The organism is Mucilaginibacter sp. OAE612 (assembly GCF_041806395.1).
Taxonomy (GTDB): Bacteria; Bacteroidota; Bacteroidia; order Sphingobacteriales; family Sphingobacteriaceae; genus Mucilaginibacter; species Mucilaginibacter rubeus.
In genome coordinates this window covers 1,579,207-1,598,254 of sequence record NZ_JBGMUW010000001.1, presented here as the reverse complement: position 1 = coordinate 1,598,254, position 19,048 = coordinate 1,579,207, and the positions used below count along the sequence as shown (strand labels likewise).

At 42.2% G+C, this 19,048-nt stretch carries 18 protein-coding genes; 11 read left to right on the top strand and 7 right to left on the bottom strand.

Annotated elements, in window-relative coordinates; translation table 11 throughout:
• Positions 1-95: 95 nt before the first annotated feature.
• The 5 genes from tgt to ABID99_RS06700 all read left to right on the top strand — a co-directional run bounded on the left by tgt (position 96) and on the right by ABID99_RS06700 (position 5,477).
• Positions 96-1,226, top strand: a complete 1,131-nt coding sequence (gene tgt / locus ABID99_RS06720) for a tRNA guanosine(34) transglycosylase Tgt (protein ID WP_090526509.1) — start codon at positions 96-98, stop codon at positions 1,224-1,226.
• 65 nt (positions 1,227-1,291) lie between these two features.
• A complete protein-coding gene (locus ABID99_RS06715; protein WP_090526507.1) occupies positions 1,292-2,395 on the top strand; it encodes an LptF/LptG family permease in 1,104 nt (367 codons plus the stop codon).
• Positions 2,395-3,297 (top strand): DMT family transporter, encoded by a 903-nt coding sequence (locus ABID99_RS06710; RefSeq protein WP_176627640.1) that lies wholly within the window; start codon positions 2,395-2,397, stop codon positions 3,295-3,297. Before ABID99_RS06715 ends, ABID99_RS06710 begins: the two co-directional genes overlap by 1 nt.
• Before the next feature lie 1,010 nt (positions 3,298-4,307).
• On the top strand, positions 4,308-4,586 hold the full coding sequence (locus ABID99_RS06705; protein ID WP_373613256.1) for a lipopolysaccharide assembly protein LapA domain-containing protein: 279 nt from the start codon (positions 4,308-4,310) through the stop codon (positions 4,584-4,586).
• A 3-nt stretch (positions 4,587-4,589) separates the two neighbouring features.
• On the top strand, positions 4,590-5,477 hold the full coding sequence (locus ABID99_RS06700) for an NAD(P)-dependent oxidoreductase (protein WP_373613255.1): 888 nt from the start codon (positions 4,590-4,592) through the stop codon (positions 5,475-5,477).
• Between the two features lie 318 nt (positions 5,478-5,795).
• Here the strand turns inward: ABID99_RS06700 and ispE are convergent, their stop codons facing one another.
• Positions 5,796-6,596: a 4-(cytidine 5'-diphospho)-2-C-methyl-D-erythritol kinase gene (gene ispE / locus ABID99_RS06695; RefSeq protein ID WP_188832738.1), complete on the bottom strand. Its 801-nt coding sequence runs from the start codon at positions 6,594-6,596 to the stop codon at positions 5,796-5,798.
• A gap of 180 nt (positions 6,597-6,776) precedes the next feature.
• Here ispE and ABID99_RS06690 point away from each other — a divergent pair, with 180 nt between their 5' ends.
• The 6 genes from ABID99_RS06690 (at position 6,777) to ABID99_RS06665 (ending at position 14,224) form a co-directional block, all read left to right on the top strand.
• Positions 6,777-7,598 (top strand): thymidylate synthase, encoded by an 822-nt coding sequence (locus tag ABID99_RS06690; RefSeq protein ID WP_188832739.1) that lies wholly within the window; start codon positions 6,777-6,779, stop codon positions 7,596-7,598.
• 74 nt (positions 7,599-7,672) lie between these two features.
• Positions 7,673-7,933 (top strand): four helix bundle protein, encoded by a 261-nt coding sequence (locus ABID99_RS06685; protein ID WP_373613254.1) that lies wholly within the window; start codon positions 7,673-7,675, stop codon positions 7,931-7,933.
• A 187-nt stretch (positions 7,934-8,120) separates the two neighbouring features.
• On the top strand, positions 8,121-8,603 hold the full coding sequence (locus ABID99_RS06680; protein ID WP_373613253.1) for a dihydrofolate reductase: 483 nt from the start codon (positions 8,121-8,123) through the stop codon (positions 8,601-8,603).
• A gap of 116 nt (positions 8,604-8,719) precedes the next feature.
• Positions 8,720-11,710, top strand: coding sequence for a protein translocase subunit SecDF (gene secDF, locus ABID99_RS06675; RefSeq protein WP_373613252.1), 2,991 nt, complete (start codon positions 8,720-8,722; stop codon positions 11,708-11,710).
• A 221-nt stretch (positions 11,711-11,931) separates the two neighbouring features.
• Positions 11,932-13,245, top strand: a complete 1,314-nt coding sequence (locus tag ABID99_RS06670; RefSeq protein WP_373613251.1) for an NAD(P)/FAD-dependent oxidoreductase — start codon at positions 11,932-11,934, stop codon at positions 13,243-13,245.
• 127 nt (positions 13,246-13,372) lie between these two features.
• On the top strand, positions 13,373-14,224 hold the full coding sequence (locus ABID99_RS06665; protein ID WP_373613250.1) for a hydroxymethylglutaryl-CoA lyase: 852 nt from the start codon (positions 13,373-13,375) through the stop codon (positions 14,222-14,224).
• 101 nt (positions 14,225-14,325) lie between these two features.
• Here ABID99_RS06665 and ABID99_RS06660 read toward each other — a convergent pair whose 3' ends face one another.
• From ABID99_RS06660 to ABID99_RS06635, 6 genes are all read right to left on the bottom strand, one after another.
• A complete protein-coding gene (locus ABID99_RS06660) occupies positions 14,326-15,558 on the bottom strand; it encodes an ROK family protein (protein WP_373613249.1) in 1,233 nt (410 codons plus the stop codon).
• A gap of 246 nt (positions 15,559-15,804) precedes the next feature.
• Positions 15,805-16,338: a hypothetical protein gene (locus tag ABID99_RS06655; RefSeq protein ID WP_373613248.1), complete on the bottom strand. Its 534-nt coding sequence runs from the start codon at positions 16,336-16,338 to the stop codon at positions 15,805-15,807.
• Positions 16,339-16,346: 8 nt separating this feature from the next.
• The gene (locus tag ABID99_RS06650; protein ID WP_139159958.1) at positions 16,347-16,745 is read right to left on the bottom strand and encodes a glyoxalase/bleomycin resistance/extradiol dioxygenase family protein; all 399 of its coding nucleotides are present in this window, start codon (positions 16,743-16,745) and stop codon (positions 16,347-16,349) included.
• Between the two features lie 94 nt (positions 16,746-16,839).
• The gene (locus ABID99_RS06645) at positions 16,840-17,457 is read right to left on the bottom strand and encodes a pyridoxamine 5'-phosphate oxidase family protein (protein ID WP_373613247.1); all 618 of its coding nucleotides are present in this window, start codon (positions 17,455-17,457) and stop codon (positions 16,840-16,842) included.
• 90 nt (positions 17,458-17,547) lie between these two features.
• On the bottom strand, positions 17,548-18,087 hold the full coding sequence (locus tag ABID99_RS06640; protein WP_112655760.1) for a carboxymuconolactone decarboxylase family protein: 540 nt from the start codon (positions 18,085-18,087) through the stop codon (positions 17,548-17,550).
• A 96-nt stretch (positions 18,088-18,183) separates the two neighbouring features.
• Entirely contained in the window at positions 18,184-19,047 is an 864-nt protein-coding gene (locus tag ABID99_RS06635; protein WP_188832745.1) for an AraC family transcriptional regulator, read from the bottom strand.
• Position 19,048 lies beyond the last annotated feature (1 nt).

The following is a 19,048-nucleotide window of genomic DNA, read 5'->3' as shown; positions in this document are numbered from 1 at the left end:
TTAATATTCAGCACGTTTATAAATAGCTTTTATCCTGCCGCCGTTTTGGAAAGGACGGGCATGAGGGTTTTTTTTGCTAATTTTGCAACCCTAAAATGAAATTTAACTTAACAGCACAAGACCCGCTTTCAAAGGCCCGAGCCGGCGAGATCACTACCGACCACGGTACCATACAAACCCCTATTTTTATGCCGGTAGGCACTGCCGGCACTGTAAAGGCGGTGCACCAGCACGAGCTTAAACAGGATATTTCGGCGCAAATTATATTGGGCAACACTTATCACCTATATCTGCGTCCCGGTTTAAATACACTTGAAAGCGCCGGAGGACTACATAAATTTAATGGATGGGACGGCCCCATCTTAACCGATAGCGGCGGCTACCAGGTATATTCATTAACCGAAGTACGCAAAATAAAAGAGGAAGGGGTTACGTTCCGCTCGCATATTGACGGATCAAAACATTTGTTTACTCCCGAAAATGTAATGGACATTCAGCGCATAATCGGCGCCGATATTATCATGGCGTTTGATGAGTGTACCCCCTATCCCTGCGATTACAACTACGCAAAACGATCGATAGAAATGACCCACCGCTGGCTGAAACGCTGCTGCGACAGATTTGACAGCACCGGGCCAAAATATGGCTACAGTCAAACACTTTTCCCAATTGTACAAGGTTCGGTATATAAAGATCTGCGCGTACGATCTGCCGAAGTAATAGCCTCATATGAGCGTGAAGGTAATGCCATAGGCGGCCTTTCGGTCGGTGAACCGGCCGAGGAAATGTATGCCATGACCGAAATTGTATGCAATATATTACCGCAGCAAAAACCGCGTTACTTAATGGGTGTAGGTACGCCTGTAAACATTTTGGAAAACATAGCTCTGGGTATTGACATGTTTGATTGCGTTATGCCAACCAGGAACGCGCGCAATGGCATGCTTTTCACCAAAAACGGCATCATCAACATCAAAAATGAGAAATGGAAAAACGACTTTTCGGCCATTGAAGATGACAGCGATCTGTTTGCCGACAGGGATTACAGCAAAGCCTATTTACGTCATTTGATCCACTCTGGCGAAATGTTAGGCGCTCAGATCGCCACCTTGCACAACCTCCATTTTTATCTATGGCTGGTTAAAGAGGCGCGAAAAAAAATTATTGCGGGTGAGTTTTACGATTGGAAAAACATGATGGTAAAGCGCCTTGGACAGCGTTTATAACAACTCATAAAATCACAAGAAATCTCCGGGAAAAACATGGAAATTAACAATCAAACAACCGACAGATGAAAGCTTTTTTTCATAGATATTTAAAGATCATCGACAGGTTTATTATTGGCAAATACCTTGGCACTTTTATATTTACTATGGGCATTTTCATGGTGATATCTGTAGTGTTTGACGTGTCAGAAAAGCTTGATAACTTCCTGAATAAACACGCCAGTTTGCACGATATCGTCTTCAGATATTACGCGGGTTTTATTCCATTTTATTTGAATATGTTATCGCCGCTGATCAACTTCTTGGCGGTGATTTTCTTTACAGCCAAGATGGCAAACCAAACAGAAATTGTTCCGATATTGAGCGGCCGGGCAAGTTTTAATCGATTTTTAAGACCTTATGTAATCGCTTCATCAATCATATTTGTGGTGTCTTTTTTTGCAAATGTATACCTTATTCCTTTCACAAACCGGCTGAAAATCGACTTTGAAAATGCCAATGGCATGATGGACAATGACCCGACTAAGGTGGAGGTACACATGCAAATTGACAAACATACTTTTGTTTATCTTGCCAATTACGATCCCACAACTCACTTCGGTTACAATTTTATAATGGAGAAATTTAATGGTGATACGTTGCGTGAAAAACTGATTGCCGAACAAATTCAATACGATTCTTTAAAACGGATCTGGTCGCTTAAACAATACAGTGTTAAATATGTAAACGGAATGAAAGAACAATTCATTACAAGTAACACGCCAAAAGACACTGTTTTGGATATGCACCCGAGCGATTTTATTGTATATGATAACGTATACCAGGCCATGTCTTTAAGCGACCTGAACAAGAATATTGACAAGGAAAAACTGCGCCGCCCGGAATATTTAAAGGCCATTTATTTTGAAAAATATCACCGTTTTGTGTACCCTTTATCAGCCTTTGTACTTACTTTAATCGGTGTTTCTATATCGTCAAGAAAGGTACGCGGAGGCGTTGGATTACCCCTGGGGATAGGTATTCTATTATGCTTCGCTTATATTATATTAGAACGGTTTGCCCTTGTATTTTCGGTAAAAGGGGGCATGTCGCCTCTGGCAGCTGTATTCATTCCTAACATCGTTTTTGGCATTTTGGGCTATTACCTACTTTTAAAAGCACCTAAATAATGGCGCAAAACACCCCCTCTACCCTAAATAAGAACCTTATAATACTCCATTTTACTGTTTTTGTGTGGGGATTTACCGGAATTTTAGGCGCCCTGATCACCATTTCGGCCGTACAATTGGTGTGGTACAGAGTACTTATTGCCTCTGTTTCGCTGTTTTTGTATTTTAAATTCAATAAAACCGATTTTAAAGTCGACAGAAAAACGCTGATCAAACTGGTGCTTACGGGGGCAATTGTGGGTGGGCATTGGATCCTTTTCTTTGCAGCCATTAAACTTTCGACGGTTGCAGTTACCCTGGTTTGCCTCTCATCCATCACACTTTTCACGGCAATATTTGAGCCGATCATCAATAAAAAAAGCATTTCAAAATTGGAAATTTTAGCCGGGATTTTAATTATTTCAGGCATCATTTTAATTTTCAAATTTGAAACAAGATACACTAAGGGTATTATAGCCGGACTTGTAAGCGCGGTTTGCGCCAGCCTTTTTTCCATCATTAACTCTCGCCACGTACAAAAATTACAGGCGCCGGTTATTGCATTTTATGAGCTATCCGGCGCTTTTGTATGGATCTCGATTTACCTTTTGATAACCTCCGGCTATACCCGGGCCATGTTGTTAAAGCCAGCGGATATTGGTTACCTGGTACTACTTGGCACCGTGTGTACATCGCTCGCTTACGTTGCCGGTGTATCCGTAATGCGCGAGCTTTCGGCGTTCAGGGTGGCGCTTATCACCAACCTTGAACCGGTGTACGGCATCATAATGTCGTTTATTTTTTTGGGCGACATGAATAAAATGACGCCGGGGTTTTGGAGTGGTGCGCTTCTTATTTTGTCGACAATCTTCTTGTACCCCGTCGCCCGAAAGCAAATTACCCAGCGCAAAACCAAAGCCTGATCTTTATATTTTTCGCCTCCTGTTACTTCGTAAAACAACTTCAGAAACCATACTTCTGCCGGTTACCTGATAGCTGTTTAAAACCCAAAATCTATCCCGGCTTTTTAATTTCTAACCCAAAATAGGGGTGAAACCCTTGTGCTTCATTTGGCCGTTTTTAGCCCCTCAGAGCGATTCTATTTTTTTACCGCATTCTGGGTTCAATCAATACTTCAGCACAAAACAGCGGCAAAATCCAATTTTTACTTAGTGTATTAAATTCAAATTTAAAAATCCTATCAGCAATCTCAGCAATTCACAATCCAACTCGTTTAATCTACTGTTATAATTAAAAAAATTCATTTAAATAGAAAAAATATAATACAAAAAATCAAATACTTATATAATTTATATAAACAAATAATTAAATACAATCCATGTAAGCAAAAGTCTAAAAAACTAAAAAAATTAGCAATATAAATTATATCTAAAAAAAACAACAACATAATCCTTTAAATCAAATATTTAAATTGATTTATATTAGGTAAAACTTTGAAAACAGATAATGCCAAGACACACTTGACAAAGTGTAGTGAAGTATTTATTCAGGAACTAAAAAAAATCAAAGCATCCCTCCTGCTTGTATACAGAACTTATTTACGGATCGATTTTTTTATGCTCTCGTGCGATTGTCGCGAAGAAATTTTCGGCATAAAAATTTGCTATTCTATCCAGTTAGAGAAAGGTCAATACCATTTTTTTACCATCGAAAAACCTGAGCAAAATTCAACCGCAATTGTAATCGTTCCATTTTTTTGGAAAAGCGATTATTAAAGGTCGGGCAAAGCCAGGGCGGCTTAATTAATTGCAGAGATACCAGACATTGATCCGGCTATAAAATTCAGGCATAACAAACATATGGCTTCCGTCCTTCCCGGCTTACCAATATCAGGGCATCAATTTACCGGAGATCAATTTTTATTAAACATTTAAAAAGCGGATATTGTATTAACTCTAAAACCACATCCATCATGAGCATTAAAACAATAGTCATTGTAATTATCGCTGTTTTGCTTACCATCGTACTGATGCAAAACACCGACGAGGTTTACTTCAAATTTTTGTTCGCCACTTTCAGGGTATCCAAACTAATGATGATGCTGGTGGTTGCGGTAACAGGTTTCATATTGGGCTTGATCGTGGCATGGCCTAAAAAACAAAAGTTCGATATTGAAGGCTATCATGACGCCATGCACAAAAAAGACGATGCCGATACACTAAGTGACGAAGACAGGGAATACATCAGCTAAAATATGAAAACAAAGATTGGATTTATAGGCCTTGGCAACATGGGTACCAGCATGGCCAAAAACCTCATTGACTCGGGGTACCATTTGCAGGTTTACAACCGCACACTCTTAAAGGTAGACGAGCTTGGCACCGACAGTGTAACCAAATGCCAGAGTCCTGCCGAAGCCGCGGCAAATGTGCCATTTTTGATCACCATGGTATCAGATGACGAGGTGCTGCGAGAATCGGCTGTAGGCGACGGCGGAATTTTAAAAACGCTACAGCCAAATGCTGTACATATATCCATGAGCACTATTTCGCCTGGAACTTCCGAAGAACTTACCAGGTTACATGAACAGGCCGGCAGTCGCTACCTTGCTTCTCCTGTATTCGGAAGGCCCGAAGCAGCCGCTGCACGTAAGCTTTGGATTTGCGTTTCGGGTGATGAACAAACTAAAACTGATGCTCGTCCTATACTTGATTTACTTGGCCAGGAAGTGATTGATTTTGGCCCCTCGGCGGGAGGTGCAAATGTGGTTAAAATAGCAGGCAATTTTATGATCATGGCATCCATGGAAATGATGGCCGAGGCATTCACCCTTGCCGAAAAAAACGGACTAAGCAGAATGCAGGTAGCCGACTTTTTCAGCTCGACGCTTTTCAACGCTCCAATTTTCCAGAGCTACGGCAAGGCCCTTGCCGGCAAGCAATATCAACCAGTAGGCTTCAAATCAAAATTGGGTTATAAAGATGCGCGCCTCGCATTTAAATTATCGCAGACAAGCGAGATGCCCATGCCTATTGCAAACGCCGTACACAGCCGTTTATTAACCGCTATTGCCAAAGGCTGGGGCGAGCACGATTGGGTGGAAGGCATAGGGCGAGGCGTGAGTGAAGACGCGGGGCTTTGATTTCAGATGTTTGATTTCGGATTTTGGAAATAGGATTTTGGAATCGGATATTTCTTTTAAATAAAATGCCGGATGGTCTATCGACTGATAAAATGATCGATAAATCATCCGGCATTTACATGCAGCAGGATAAGTAAGTTTGGTAGCAGAATTGCTTTATATCACAACGTCATTGCGAGGTACGAAGCAATCCCAAACAATACACGGATGGCCTGCCAATCGGGGATTGCTTCGTACCTCGCAATGATGCTTTTATTTTGCTTCGGGACAGCTTCCCGAATCCTACCAAATCCGAAATCAAACATCCGAAATCCGACATCACAAATAGAACACTTGGTTCTCCCCTTCCAAAAATTTCAAATCGGGAGTTTCAGCAAAAATACCGAACACGGATGCTCCGGTTCCACTCATGCTTGAGTATATGGCCCCTGCCTCATAAAGGGCCGCTTTGATGCCTCTGATTTCTGCATGATTTTCAAACACGGTTTGTTCAAAATCATTTTTGATAAGCTTCTTCCAATCAGCTATCGGTTCGTTGATCAAATCGAACAATGAATCTTTTACCGGGGTCGGCTTTATACCGCGAAAAGCTTCCCCTGTTGATACATGAACAGGCGGCATTACCAACACGATTTTATAAGCCGACAGGTCGAGCCTGATGTTCTCAAATTCATCGCCGCGTTCAAAAGCAAACACAGGTTTGTTCTCGATGAAAAAAGCGCAGTCGGCACCGAGGCTGCGCGCGTAATTGGTCATTTCATCTACCAAAAGACCGAGTTTAAATTCATCATTCATCAACCTTATAAAAAATGCGGCATCGGCCGATCCCCCGCCCAACCCCGAGCCTATCGGGATATGCTTATGCAGATGAATGCTCACCGGTGGCAGGTCATGGTCCTGCTTGAGCATTTGATAACCTTTAACGCAGAGATTATCCTCCGGTAGGCCAGGAATATCCAGCCCGCTTGAGGTGAAGCTAAATTTGTCGCTTTTCACTACTTCAAGGGCGTCTTTAATGTCGATAGGGTAAAAAATGGTTTCGAGATTATGATAACCATCCGGCCGGCGTTCGGTAATATTGAGGCCGATGTTTATTTTTGCATTCGGAAATAAAATCATACAAATTAATTAACACGTGATGTATTTGCCAACATCCGTAGGAAACCAAAGGTAGATTATTTTTCTTTGCCTTTTGAAACTTTGGTCATTGAGTCATTAGGTCATTAAGTCATTGCCTTCTCAAAGCATTAACCTAATCACCCAATTTAACTCAATCAACCGAATCTAACTTAAAATAAAATGAAACAGTATCTTGACCTGATGAGACATGTGATGGAAACCGGAGCGCAAAAGCATGACAGAACCGGCACCGGTACAGTAAGTGTGTTTGGCTACCAGATGCGTTTCAACCTCAAGGATGGTTTCCCGATGGTAACCACCAAAAAACTGCACCTCAAATCTATCATCCATGAGCTCATCTGGTTTTTGAGCGGCGACAGCAATATCCGCTACCTGAAAGAAAATGGCGTAAAAATATGGGACGAGTGGGCCGACGAAAATGGCGACCTTGGCCCCGTGTACGGCAAACAGTGGCGCTCGTGGCCTACACCAGATGGCGGTCATATCGACCAGATCAAACAGGTGGTGAACCAGCTTAAAAACAATCCCGACTCGCGCCGTATCATCGTGTCAGCCTGGAACGTTGCCGAGGTTAACCAGATGGCCCTGCCGCCATGCCATAGTTTGTTCCAGTTTTACGTAGAGCCCCCTAACCCCCTGAAGGGGGAACAAAAGGGAAAACTTTCGTGCCAGTTGTACCAACGCAGTGCCGATATTTTCCTTGGCGTTCCGTTCAACATAGCTTCCTATGCGTTGCTCACCATGATGATGGCACAGGTATGCGACCTTGATCTTGGCGACTTTATACACACTTTTGGTGATGCCCATTTGTACAACAACCATATGGACCAGGCGCGCCTGCAGCTAAGCCGCGATCCTCGCCCCCTGCCAACCATGAAAATCAATCCGGAGGTAAGAGATATCTTCTCATTCAAGTTTGAAGATTTCACTTTGGAGAATTATGATCCCTGGCCGCATATTAAGGCCGAAGTGGCGGTATAACTTAGTCATTGGCTTCGCGTCATTTGGTCATTGAGTCATTTTTTTGATTGTCCTATTTTACGCCTGATCTTATCATGAGTAATAGAATTGAAGAACTTGAAGTGTATAATCTTTCAGAAGCATTTTCCGACAGGGTTTGGTTTATAGTGGCTAAATGGGAATACTTTGCTAAAGACACTTTGGGTAAACAAATTGTTCGCTCATCTGATTCGATTGGCGCAAACATTGCTGAAGGATTTGGACGCTATCATTACAAGGAGAATAAGAACTTCTGCTATTTTAGCCGCGGATCAGTAATTGAAACCAAAGGCTGGCTCAAAAAGGCAAATACGTGAGGCCTGATCAATGACGACGAATATCAATCGCTGCTCCGGGAATTAGAAACAATTCACGTAAAATTAAACATCTATATCAAATTCATTGGGAAAGGCAATGCATAACTACAAGTCAAAAAATGACTCAATGACGCGAAGTAAAATGATGCAAAGCAAAATGACCCAATGACTTAATGACCTGCAAGAAATGATTTTATCCATCATCGTAGCCATAGCCAAAAACCATGCTATCGGTAAAGACAATAAATTACTCTGGTATCTGCCTAACGATCTAAAACATTTTAAAGATGTTACTACCGGGCATACCGTGATCATGGGCCGTAAAACTTTTGATTCGGTTGGTAAGCCTTTGCCCAAACGCCGCAACATTGTTGTTACCCGGCAAGCCATCAGTATCGATGGTTGTGAGGTGGTACCATCCGTTGAAGCGGCTATTGAGCTTTGCAAGGCCGAGGATGAAGTTTTTATTGTTGGCGGAGCTGAGATCTACCGGCAGGCTCTTCCTCTTACAAACCGCATATATCTCACCATTATTGATCAGGATTTTGAAGGCGATACCTTCTTCCCGGAATTAAATCCTGATGAATGGCAGGAAAAAGATCGTGAAGATTTTGAACCCGACGAAAAAAACAAGTATAAATATTCTTTTATCACACTTGTGCGGCGCTAACATTTTTTGTCATGATTTTGTTTTAATTTAAAATTTTGTGCTTACGAAATTTTATTAGATTTGCTGCCTTATTGAAAAAAAGCTTATAAACTAATTTATTACATATTACAAATTCGATGCAAGGCAAAGGGGTTATTAAATTTTTCGCCATACTACTGGCAGTGGTGTGCTTATACCAGCTATCATTTACGTGGGTGGCCCATAAGGTTAGGGAGGATGCCAAAGTATACTCAAAGGGAGATCCTGAGAAAGAAAAAGCTTATTTGGATTCTATTTCCAATCAACCGGTTTATCCGCTATTAAAACATGATTACGCTTATGTATTGCAAAGGGAAATTGCATTAGGCCTTGACCTTAAGGGTGGCATGAACGTTACTATGCAGATCCAGCTTGATGAGTTGGTTAGGAAAATTGCCAACAACAATCCTGATGCTACTTTTAACCAGGCTTTGGCTAACGCCGATAAATTGCAGGCCAATGCTCAAACCAACCAAAAAGATTACATCGCTTTATTTGTAAGCGAGTACGAAAAGCTAAACCCTAATGGCAAACTCGCCGCTATCTTTTCAACGAAAGATAACCAGGACCACCTGAAGTTCAACGCTTCAAACAGCGAGGTTAAAACTTATCTTGAGGATTTGGCTTCAACTGCGGTTAAACAATCATTTACTGTTTTAAACACCCGTATCAACCAGTTTGGTGTAACCCAGCCAAACATCCAGTTGCAACAAGGCTCAAACAGGATTTTAGTTGAGCTGCCAGGCGTTAAAGAACCAGAGCGTGTTCGCAAATTGCTTTCAGGTTCTGCGAAACTGGAGTTTTACGAAACTTTTGATAATGCTGAGGCATATCAATACCTGATCAATATTGACAACCTGCTTGCTGCAAAAAGCAAAACTGCCAAAGCGGACACAGGTAAATCAGCGAAAGCTGATACCACTGCTAAACTTGCAGCCGGAAAAGCTGATACAGCTAAAGGTGGTTCGTTGTTAAGCAAGGTTCAGAAAAACGCCGCTAAAAACGATACTTCAGCTGCTTCATTAAGCAAAACAAAATTAGCTGCACAACACCCGTTGTTTGCAGTAATGTCATTGAACGTTGGCCAGGGTGCAAACGGCCAGCAGCAATTAGGCCAGGGTCCTGTTGTTGGTTATGCTCCGCTTCAGGATACTGCTAAAGTAAATTCATACCTGCACAGTGCAGATGTTTTAGCAGTTATTCCACGTAACATCAAATTTTTGTGGGAAGTAAAACCTATTAAAAACACCAAAACTTTCGCGTTATACGCTATTAAACTTACTGGTGCCGAAAATGGCCCGGTATTATCAGGCGACGTAATTAACGACGCCCGTGCCGATAACGACCAGAAAGGCAGTCCTGAGGTTGTGATGATCATGAACTCAGAAGGTGCTCAAAAATGGCGTGCCGTTACGGCCGAAGCATCATCAGGCACCAACAAAAAAGCTATCGCCATCGTTTTAGATGATAACGTATACTCTGCTCCTACCGTACAAAACGAAATTTCGGGCGGTGTATCATCAATCTCCGGTAACTTTACCATTGATGATACGCGCGACTTAGCCAACGTATTAAAAGCAGGCCGTTTACCGGCTCCTGCCCACATCGTATCTGAGTCAATTGTAGGTCCGTCATTAGGCGAGCAGGCTATCTCTGCAGGCATTACTTCAAGTATCTTAGGCTTAGTTGTTGTATTGATCTTCATGATCGCTTACTACAATCGTGCCGGTACTGTAGCAGTTGTTGCAGTAATCATCAATATCTTCTTCCTGATGGGTGTACTGACCAGTTTAGGCGCGGTATTAACTGTGCCAGGTGTTGCAGGTATCGTATTAACCCTCGGTATCGCGGTAGATGCCAACGTACTGGTTTATGAACGTGTGCGTGAAGAGCTTGGCCTTGGCAAATCATTAAGGGTTGCTGTTGCCGATGGCTTCAAACATGCTTTGCCTTCAATCCTCGATTCACAGATCAGTACCTTCCTTACCGGTTTAATCCTGTTTGTATTTGGTTCAGGTCCTATCCAGGGCTTTGCAACTACATTGATGATCGGTATCGCAACTTCATTGTTCTGTTCATTGCTGATCTCAAGGGTTATATTTGAGTGGATGCTTGACAAAGGCATGGATATCAAATTCTCTAACCCTTGGAGCTCACATACCTTTAAAAATGCAAACTTCGCGTTCGTAAAAAACCGCGGCAAGTTCTACATTTTCTCAGGCTTATTCATTGCAGCAGGTTTGGTATCTATCTTCACCCGAGGCTTTACCTACGGTGTGGATTTTGAAGGCGGCCGTAACTACATTGTTAGCTTCCCTAACAAAACCGTTACTACCGAGCAGATCCACGATGCTATCGACGCCACTTTAGGTCGCAGTACCGAGGTTAAAACCATGGGTACCGATAAATTCAGTATCACTACTAACTATCTGTTCAATGATAACTCAACAGCTGCCGATGCCAAGGTAAGGGCAACCCTTGTTAGCACATTAGCTGCTAAAGCTGAAACTAAAATTACCGACAGCAACATTTTAGGTGGTTCAAAAGTAAGTGCTACTATTGCCGATGAGTTAAAAACATCAGCTATTTACACGGTATTGTTCGCAATCTTTGTGATTTCCGCTTACATCCTGATCCGTTTCCGTAAATGGCAGTTCAGCTTGGGTGCGATGATCGCGACTGCTCACGATGCCTTATTGGTACTGTCGTTCTTCTCGTTGTTCAATGGCTACCTTCCATTCTCATTGGATATTGATCAGGCTTTCATTGCGGCTATCCTTACTGTAATTGGTTATTCAATTAACGATACCGTGGTAGTATTTGACAGGATCCGTGAATTCCTTGAACACTCTAACAAAAACGAAAAACCAGAAGAGGTTATCAACAGGGCCATCAACAGTACCTTAAGCCGTACAATTATCACAGCTTTAACCGTGGTATTCGTATTGTTGGTATTATTCATCTTTGGTGGCGACGTGATCAAAGGCTTCTCATTCGCGTTATTGATAGGTGTTCTTTTCGGTACATATTCGTCGATCTGTGTGGCAACACCGGTGATCGTTGACTTTGGAAAGAAAGACCTCAAATAAGGAAAAGAATAAATTATTGAAAGGCTCCAAAGAACATTTGGAGCCTTTTTTGTTATCTAAATAAGCATAAAGCTAAAAGCTGAAGGCCGAAAGCTGTATGTTAAGGCAAAAAAGAAACAGATTTAAAAAAAACAAAAAAGCTTCAGGCTTTTAGGTCTTTTGCTTCAAGCTAAAATAACCCTTGCTTTAGGCTTTGAGCCTTCAGCTTTAAGCTAAATAAAATGGAATCTACTCAAAATTCAAAATTCCCTTTAGTAGTGATCGTAGGCGGCGGCTTCGGCGGCCTGCAGGTAGCAAAACAACTAAAGGACAAACCTGTAGACGTTTTGATGCTGGATAAGCACAACTACCATACCTTTCAGCCCCTCTTATACCAGGTTGCTATGGGCAGCCTCGAGTCGGAGTCGATTGCCTTCTCTTTAAGGAAAAATTTTGCGAGCCAAAAGAATTTCCGCTTCAGGATAGCGGAAGTAACAAAAGTAGATACTCAAAGTAATATGCTCGAAACCACCATAGGCAATATAGCTTATGATTACCTGGTGATAGCAACAGGCTCAACCACCAACTTTTTTGGCAATAAAGATATCGAGCATTATTCCATGCCGATGAAGTCGATCCCTGAGGCGTTGAACCTCCGGTATTCTATTTTGCAGAACATTGAAGAGGCCCTGCTTAAAGTTGGCAAAGCCGAGCGCGATCCCTACCTTACTTTTGTACTGGTAGGCGCAGGCCCAACGGGTGTTGAGCTTGCAGGCTCACTGGCCGAGCTTCGTAATCACGTTTTGACTAAAGACTATCCTGAACTTAAAAAGGAGGACATGAAGGTGTACCTGGTCGATTTTTTACCGAAAGTACTTGGCCCCTTCTCCGACCAGGCATCCAACGCGGCCCGCACCTTCCTGACCAATATGGGCGTTGAAGTGCTAACCGGCGTAAAGGTGGAAAGCTATGACGGCGAGGAAATCAAATTTGAAGGCGGTAAAAGCATTCGCACCAAAAATGTGATCTGGAGTGCCGGGGTTATGGGTGTTGTGCCCGATGGCTTTGATCAAGAGGTTATTGAACGTGGAAATAGAATAAAAGTGGATAGCGTTGGCCGCGTTGCCGGCTTTAACAACGTATTTGCAATTGGCGACGTTGCAGCCATGATCACCGATGAAACCCCTAAGGGACACCCCGGCGTAGCGCAGGTAGCGATACAAATGGGCCAGCACGTGGCTAAAAATATCATTCATATCATTAACGGCGAACAAACCTCATCGTTTAAGTATAACGATAAAGGCTCATTGGCAACCATTGGCCGCAATAAGGCGGTCGCCGATTTGGGCAAAGTAAAATTCCAGGGATTTTTTGCATGGCTTGTATGGATGTTTGTGCACCTGATATCGCTTTTAGGCGGCCGTAATAAGGTGATTGTATTCATTAACTGGGTATCGAGCTATGTAACCTATAATGGCGGTACAAGGCTTATTATCCGCAAATTTGAGCGCGAAGGCTTAACTGAGGATCAGCATTTGCCTAATACAGTTGATTAGCTTAAGTCCTGAATCTAAAGTCTCCGGTTTTAAGGCTTAAGTCAGAAGTTTTAAGTTGGAAGTTTAGCGTTTTGTAAACTAAATTGATGACTTTTGACTTAAGACTTAAAACCTAAGATTTCCAAAAATGAGCATCAAAATAACCGAATGTCCCCGCGATGCCATGCAGGGCATTCATGATTTTATTCCTACCGATATAAAGGCCGAATACATTAACCTGCTTTTACAGGTGGGTTTTGATACGATAGATTTTGGCAGCTTTGTATCACACAAGGCTATCCCCCAGTTACAGGACACGGTGGAGGTATTAAAGAAACTCGATCTGAGTAATACTCGCTCAAAACTATTGGCTATTATAGCCAACTATCGCGGGGCAGAAGACGCGGCTAAACATGAAGAGATCACTTACCTTGGTTATCCATTTTCCATATCCGAAACATTTCAGCTTAGAAATACAAACTCAACCATTGAGCAGGCTTTTGAAACCGTACAGCGGATAAATGAATTGAGCCATAAAAACGGCAAGCAATTGTTAGTTTATCTTTCCATGGGTTTTGGAAACCCTTACGGTGATGAATGGAATACCGGCATCATTGAACACTGGGCAGAAAAAATGACAGTAGAAGGAATAAAAAACATCGCTCTTGCCGATACCGTAGGTATTGCGGATGCAGAACAGATCAGTGGCATTTACCCCAACCTTTGCCGTTTATTCACCAATACCGAGTTTGGCATTCACCTGCATTCCACTCCTGATACATGGCAACCTAAAATAGCCGCAGCCTACCAAAGCGGATGTAAGCGTTTCGACACAGCAATAAAAGGCTATGGGGGCTGTCCAATGGCCAAAGACGATCTCACAGGCAATATTGCCACCGAAAACCTGATAGGCTACCTTAAAATACAAAATGAGCCCACAGGGCTTAATATGGATAAATTTAAAGAGGCGATGGATTACTCGGGAAGGGTGTTTGCCTGAAGTCTGAACTCGAATTAAACGAATTTATTTGAATCGGGCAGATTCTGGCTTACTATTCGATAAATTCCACAAATTCTAAAAATTCGAGTTCAGACAGATATTTATGCCGCGGCGTGCTTAGCCGCTTTAGCTGCTTTATTTTTCACTACCCTGTCAAAGTTTTCCATTACCAATACAGCGGCACCAATTAACTCAGCATCAAATCCAAGTTCAGATACTAATAGTTCGGTACCGCCTGCCAGGCGCGGGATGCAGTATTTGTGAAGGGCTTGTTGTATCGGGGCCATCAGTATCTTGGCAACTTTAGCTCCGCGACCACTTAATACAATGATGGCGGGGTTCATGATGTGGATAAGGATGGCCAGGGCCTTCCCTATTTTATAACCGGCGTCGGATAACAGTTCGATGGCAAACTGGTCACCGTTATTGGCAGCCTCTATCAGGGCATCTCCCATTAGTTTGGAGTGATCTTCCTCATTATATTTTAAGCTGGTTACACGGCCTTTTTTGATACCTGCTATGGCTTTTTGAGCAACTACCAATAATGATGCTTCGGCTTCCAGGCAGCCACGTTTACCACATTCGCAAAGGGAACCATCTTCCGATAGCGGGATATGGCTTAGCTCGCCTGCAAAACCGTTGTGACCGCGGAACAGTTTTCCATTTACGATCATCCCCAGGCCAATACCCCAGCCCAGGTTTATTACCATAACCTCCTGCTGTGATTTGGCAATACCAAATTTTTGTTCGGCAAGGGCTATCAGGCTCGAATCATTATCGATATAAGTGGCGATGCCTGTTTTGGAAGTAAGGTAGGCAGTTAAGCTTTGTCCGCCGGCGTCAAGGTAAGTGTAATTGATACCTTCGGTAATATTGATGAAGCCGGGCATACCGATGCCTATTCCGGCAATCTTATCTTTAGCGATCCCACTGTTTGCTATGTAGTTGTTAATCTGCTCAACCAACGTGGGCAATGCCTCGGGGTTATTGAGTAGTTTAAGCTCAAAGGTAAGCATATCGGCAACCGGATTATTCAGCAGATCAAACATCTGGATACGGGCGGTGAGCTGATCGAGCGCGATAGCTAAAATGTGCATAGCGCTTGACTTTACCGAATACATTAACGGGCGACGGCCGCCGCTTGAAGGGGCATACCCCTGTTCAACCACAAAACCCTCGTGCATTAACTCGTTTATAGCTTTGGCTATAGACGGGATACTTTTATCAAATAACTCACTTAATCCGGCACACGACATGGCCTTATTAAAATAAAGCCTTTTAATGATCATATTTTTTAACTGGCTGCCTTTTACCCCTTTATTCGTAAGTTCCATCAACAATTATTATAGTTTGGTTTATAACAGGCAACACCTTAGTGTTCTGAATTTTATAAAATTAAAAATAAAGTTAATAAGTACAACTGTAAATATTACAGTAAACCTGTTGTATGTACATGGACACCATTAATGTGCCTTTTGCCTACAACGCACAAAAATATCTATTATATTGGTGTACGATATAAAATATGCGAAAGTTTTGATTAAAACTTGCTATCACGGCTATTTGAACCCAATAATTTACTATGGCAGCAGCCAAAACCGCCATCCGCTCCAGTATTCATCATATTGCGATCTGAAATCTTTTAAATGCCGCGATAATGGTAAACCGTATGAAACAGCAAAAGCGTTATACATTGGCTCATCACTGAAATTAACAACACCTTTAGTTCTTAGGTTATAAACTTTATATCCCGAATCAACCGACATGCAAAGGTTATCGCCTTTTAAAAGATAAGTATCCACATGGATTTGTTCACTTTTCCCATTAGGCACAAAATAAGCAAACTGGTCGCTCTCCTCCATAGCTTCTCCATGCCCCAAAGGAATCCGGGATTCATCGCCGAGGCCATGATTGCCATAATAGGTAAAGGAAAACACGATCAGCGATATACTGACAATTTTATAAACTGCAAATACGCTGAACCATTTAAAGCCGGTATACTTTTTTTGTGCTTTTAAAAACAGCACCCATAAAAACCAGACTACCGGGGTATAAAGCAACCCAAGAATGGATGATTTAATTACAACAAACAATAAATGGAACAGCGTAGTCATAAGGTGGTTTAATCTCTTTTAATTTGCATAAACATCCAGCGCTGCCCCTCCAGGTCGGCAGCACGATAGCGGGTGCCGGGAAAGCCATATTCCAATTCACTTAATATCGTTGCGCCTTTACTTTTAGCAGTTCTGTAATGCTGTTCAACATCGTCTACATACACCAAAACTCCATTGATAATATAAGGTACAGCGCTCCATTTAGCAGCGATATCACAATTCTGGGCATGATGTGCCGGGCTTTGATAATGGGACGTAGGCTCAGCCAGCATAACCAGGCTTTCGCCCATTTTGAGCTCCCCATGAGCAAGGTGATCAGCCGCATCCGTCATCCGCATATTTTCAGTAAAACCAAAAACATCGCACAACCAGTTCATGGCCGCAATACCATCTTCGTAGGCAAGCATGGGGATTATTTGTTGAATTATGTTCATTAATTTACGCTTGCTGTTATCAGCATTAATTAAAGGTAAACTATTGCGGTCTATTTATCAAAGCCGCTTATTTTTCTTCCAGTTGCTTTTTTAGCTTAGCTATTTCATACTCCAGTTTAAGCACATATTCATTTTGCGGTGCGAAGGCTTCCTTAATTTCCTCAACGGTGTAGCGCGGTGTAATATGCTGCGGACAATTCCAGTCAAATGCTTTTACATCGAAAACGAGCATTCTTTCAGGTGTATGTTTGTACTCAGCGGGATCAATCAGGTCAAATAATTCGGGATTGTCGGCAAGTTCAACAATACGGGCATCTGCATAGATCTTAAGCCTTGTTTTATGCGGATAATCCATCAAAAATAAAGATACCTGCGGATGGGTCATCACGTTGCCAACCGAAATATATTGCTTGTTCCCTCTGAAATCAACCACTCCAATAGTATGGTTATCTATAACTTTGATAAAACCGGCAGGGCCTCCCCTGTGCTGAATATATGGATAGCCGTTTTCGCCTATACTGGCCATATAAAAACTGTCGCGGCTTTCAATAAACATTTGTTCAGGTTCGGAAATGCCATCTCTATCAGCCATGAGGCTTTCCATACGGGCATAACTACTACGGCTGCCATATTTTTGCTGCAGCTTTTTAACACCATCGGTAAAAGCAAAACGTGCAAAGTTCATGATGTAAACAATTTAAAGATAAATACTTATGCCCACCCTGCAGTGCAGGGCGGGCATAAGGGTGTAAACTATAATTATAAATCAGGGATATTATTTAACCAATTCAGGAATAGCAGGCCAGTCAACCGGCACCTGGGTCAAGGCGTATACATAGTTGGTAATTGTTTTATCGCCCACTGCTACGGCTACGTCAATCAGGTTAGCTTGTGTATAACCGGCAGCGTAAAAGTTTTCAACCAGTTGATGATCGGCATGGCCTTTATTTTCGGTAATTGATTTAGCTACCTTAACTAAAGCATCAATTTTCGCGTCGAATGAAGCTGAACCGCCACGGATCTCAACGATCTGGTCATCATTAAACCCATTCATTTTAGCAATGGCAGTGTGTGCGGCAGAACAATAAGCACAATCATTTACCTGGCTCACGATAAGGTTTACGGCTTCTTTTTCTTTAGCACGTAAAGATGTTTTACCGTTTGAAAGAGTTATATAGTTAGCCAGCGCATGATCTGAAGTTGCAAAAACTGCAAACAGGTTTGGCACACGGCCTACCACTTTTGTTAATGTATCAAATATGGCTTGGTTTTCTGGAGTTACTTGTTCTCTTGTTGGAATTGCGAAAGTTTTCATTTTTGTAACGTTAATTTTTGTTGTTTTGAATTAACAATACAAAGGTGGCAACTTAAGCAGCCCTGCGGAATGGGCAAATTTCCCGGGTACTTGTAATTATTTCCCTTCGGCAACTAAAACCTTATTATTTCTGAAATCGGTTGGTGAAAATGAGGTGTGTTTTTTAAAGAAATTGCTAAAATAAGCTGCGTCATCAAAACCCAATTCATAAGTAATTTCCTTGGCCGATTTATCAGTATAATACAACAGGCGCTTCGCCTCAATAATCAAACGCTCTTGTATCACCTGTAAAGGCGTCTTATGGTTATACAGGGCAAAAAGGTTGGAAAGCGTTTTAGGCGATTTATTTAACTGCTGCGCATAATAAGCCACGGTATGGTGTTCACGGTAATTATTCTCTACCAACAAATTAAACTTACGAATGGTACCAAATTTTTCATCGGCCAAAACTTCACGAGGCCCGCTGTGCGCCTTGGCAAGGCGGGTTACGATAATGATAAGCCGCTTCAGCAGCATCCTGAGCATATCTATCTGGATATTATCTGCTGTTTCAAACTCTTCTATAAAAATATCCAACAAGCGTTGCAGTTTAAACTGCATGGCTTCGTCAAGGGTAACAAAAACCTGGTCAGAGCTACCATAAAACAGGAAGCCCACGCAGCTTACTTCTTCGTCATGATCAACAATGCAATAAAAATCGCGGTTAAACTGCCAGGCTACTATATCTTCAGGCCGCTCAAAACGGAAAGATTGGTTAACCATTAGGGGCAGAATGGTGTTGGGCAGAAAATCATAATCCACCTCATCGATGGTTACAGTTTGCTTTTCGCCACGGTTCCAGGCTATGGTAAGGTATTTATGCTGACGATCGCGGGTAAAAAACATCCTGTCGAAATGTTTTTCATTGATAAGCAGCAGCAGATCGCCGCCCGTGGATTGTTCTGTAGCTGATAATTTCATT

What these genes read in the sequence shown, in the direction of transcription:
- ABID99_RS06710 (WP_176627640.1), top strand. Translation starts at nt 2,395, where the DNA reads ATGGCGCAAAACACCCCCTCTACCCTAAATAAGAACCTTATAATACTC.
- ABID99_RS06685 (WP_373613254.1), top strand. Translation starts at nt 7,673, where the DNA reads ATGAGTAATAGAATTGAAGAACTTGAAGTGTATAATCTTTCAGAAGCA.
- tgt (WP_090526509.1), top strand. Translation starts at nt 96, where the DNA reads ATGAAATTTAACTTAACAGCACAAGACCCGCTTTCAAAGGCCCGAGCC.
- ABID99_RS06655 (WP_373613248.1), bottom strand. Translation starts at nt 16,338, where the DNA reads ATGACTACGCTGTTCCATTTATTGTTTGTTGTAATTAAATCATCCATT.
- ispE (WP_188832738.1), bottom strand. Translation starts at nt 6,596, where the DNA reads ATGATTTTATTTCCGAATGCAAAAATAAACATCGGCCTCAATATTACC.
- ABID99_RS06640 (WP_112655760.1), bottom strand. Translation starts at nt 18,087, where the DNA reads ATGAAAACTTTCGCAATTCCAACAAGAGAACAAGTAACTCCAGAAAAC.
- secDF (WP_373613252.1), top strand. Translation starts at nt 8,720, where the DNA reads ATGCAAGGCAAAGGGGTTATTAAATTTTTCGCCATACTACTGGCAGTG.
- ABID99_RS06665 (WP_373613250.1), top strand. Translation starts at nt 13,373, where the DNA reads ATGAGCATCAAAATAACCGAATGTCCCCGCGATGCCATGCAGGGCATT.
- ABID99_RS06660 (WP_373613249.1), bottom strand. Translation starts at nt 15,558, where the DNA reads ATGGAACTTACGAATAAAGGGGTAAAAGGCAGCCAGTTAAAAAATATG.
- ABID99_RS06680 (WP_373613253.1), top strand. Translation starts at nt 8,121, where the DNA reads ATGATTTTATCCATCATCGTAGCCATAGCCAAAAACCATGCTATCGGT.
- ABID99_RS06690 (WP_188832739.1), top strand. Translation starts at nt 6,777, where the DNA reads ATGAAACAGTATCTTGACCTGATGAGACATGTGATGGAAACCGGAGCG.
- ABID99_RS06705 (WP_373613256.1), top strand. Translation starts at nt 4,308, where the DNA reads ATGAGCATTAAAACAATAGTCATTGTAATTATCGCTGTTTTGCTTACC.
- ABID99_RS06670 (WP_373613251.1), top strand. Translation starts at nt 11,932, where the DNA reads ATGGAATCTACTCAAAATTCAAAATTCCCTTTAGTAGTGATCGTAGGC.
- ABID99_RS06645 (WP_373613247.1), bottom strand. Translation starts at nt 17,457, where the DNA reads ATGAACTTTGCACGTTTTGCTTTTACCGATGGTGTTAAAAAGCTGCAG.
- ABID99_RS06650 (WP_139159958.1), bottom strand. Translation starts at nt 16,745, where the DNA reads ATGCTTGCCTACGAAGATGGTATTGCGGCCATGAACTGGTTGTGCGAT.
- ABID99_RS06635 (WP_188832745.1), bottom strand. Translation starts at nt 19,047, where the DNA reads ATGAAATTATCAGCTACAGAACAATCCACGGGCGGCGATCTGCTGCTG.
- ABID99_RS06715 (WP_090526507.1), top strand. Translation starts at nt 1,292, where the DNA reads ATGAAAGCTTTTTTTCATAGATATTTAAAGATCATCGACAGGTTTATT.
- ABID99_RS06700 (WP_373613255.1), top strand. Translation starts at nt 4,590, where the DNA reads ATGAAAACAAAGATTGGATTTATAGGCCTTGGCAACATGGGTACCAGC.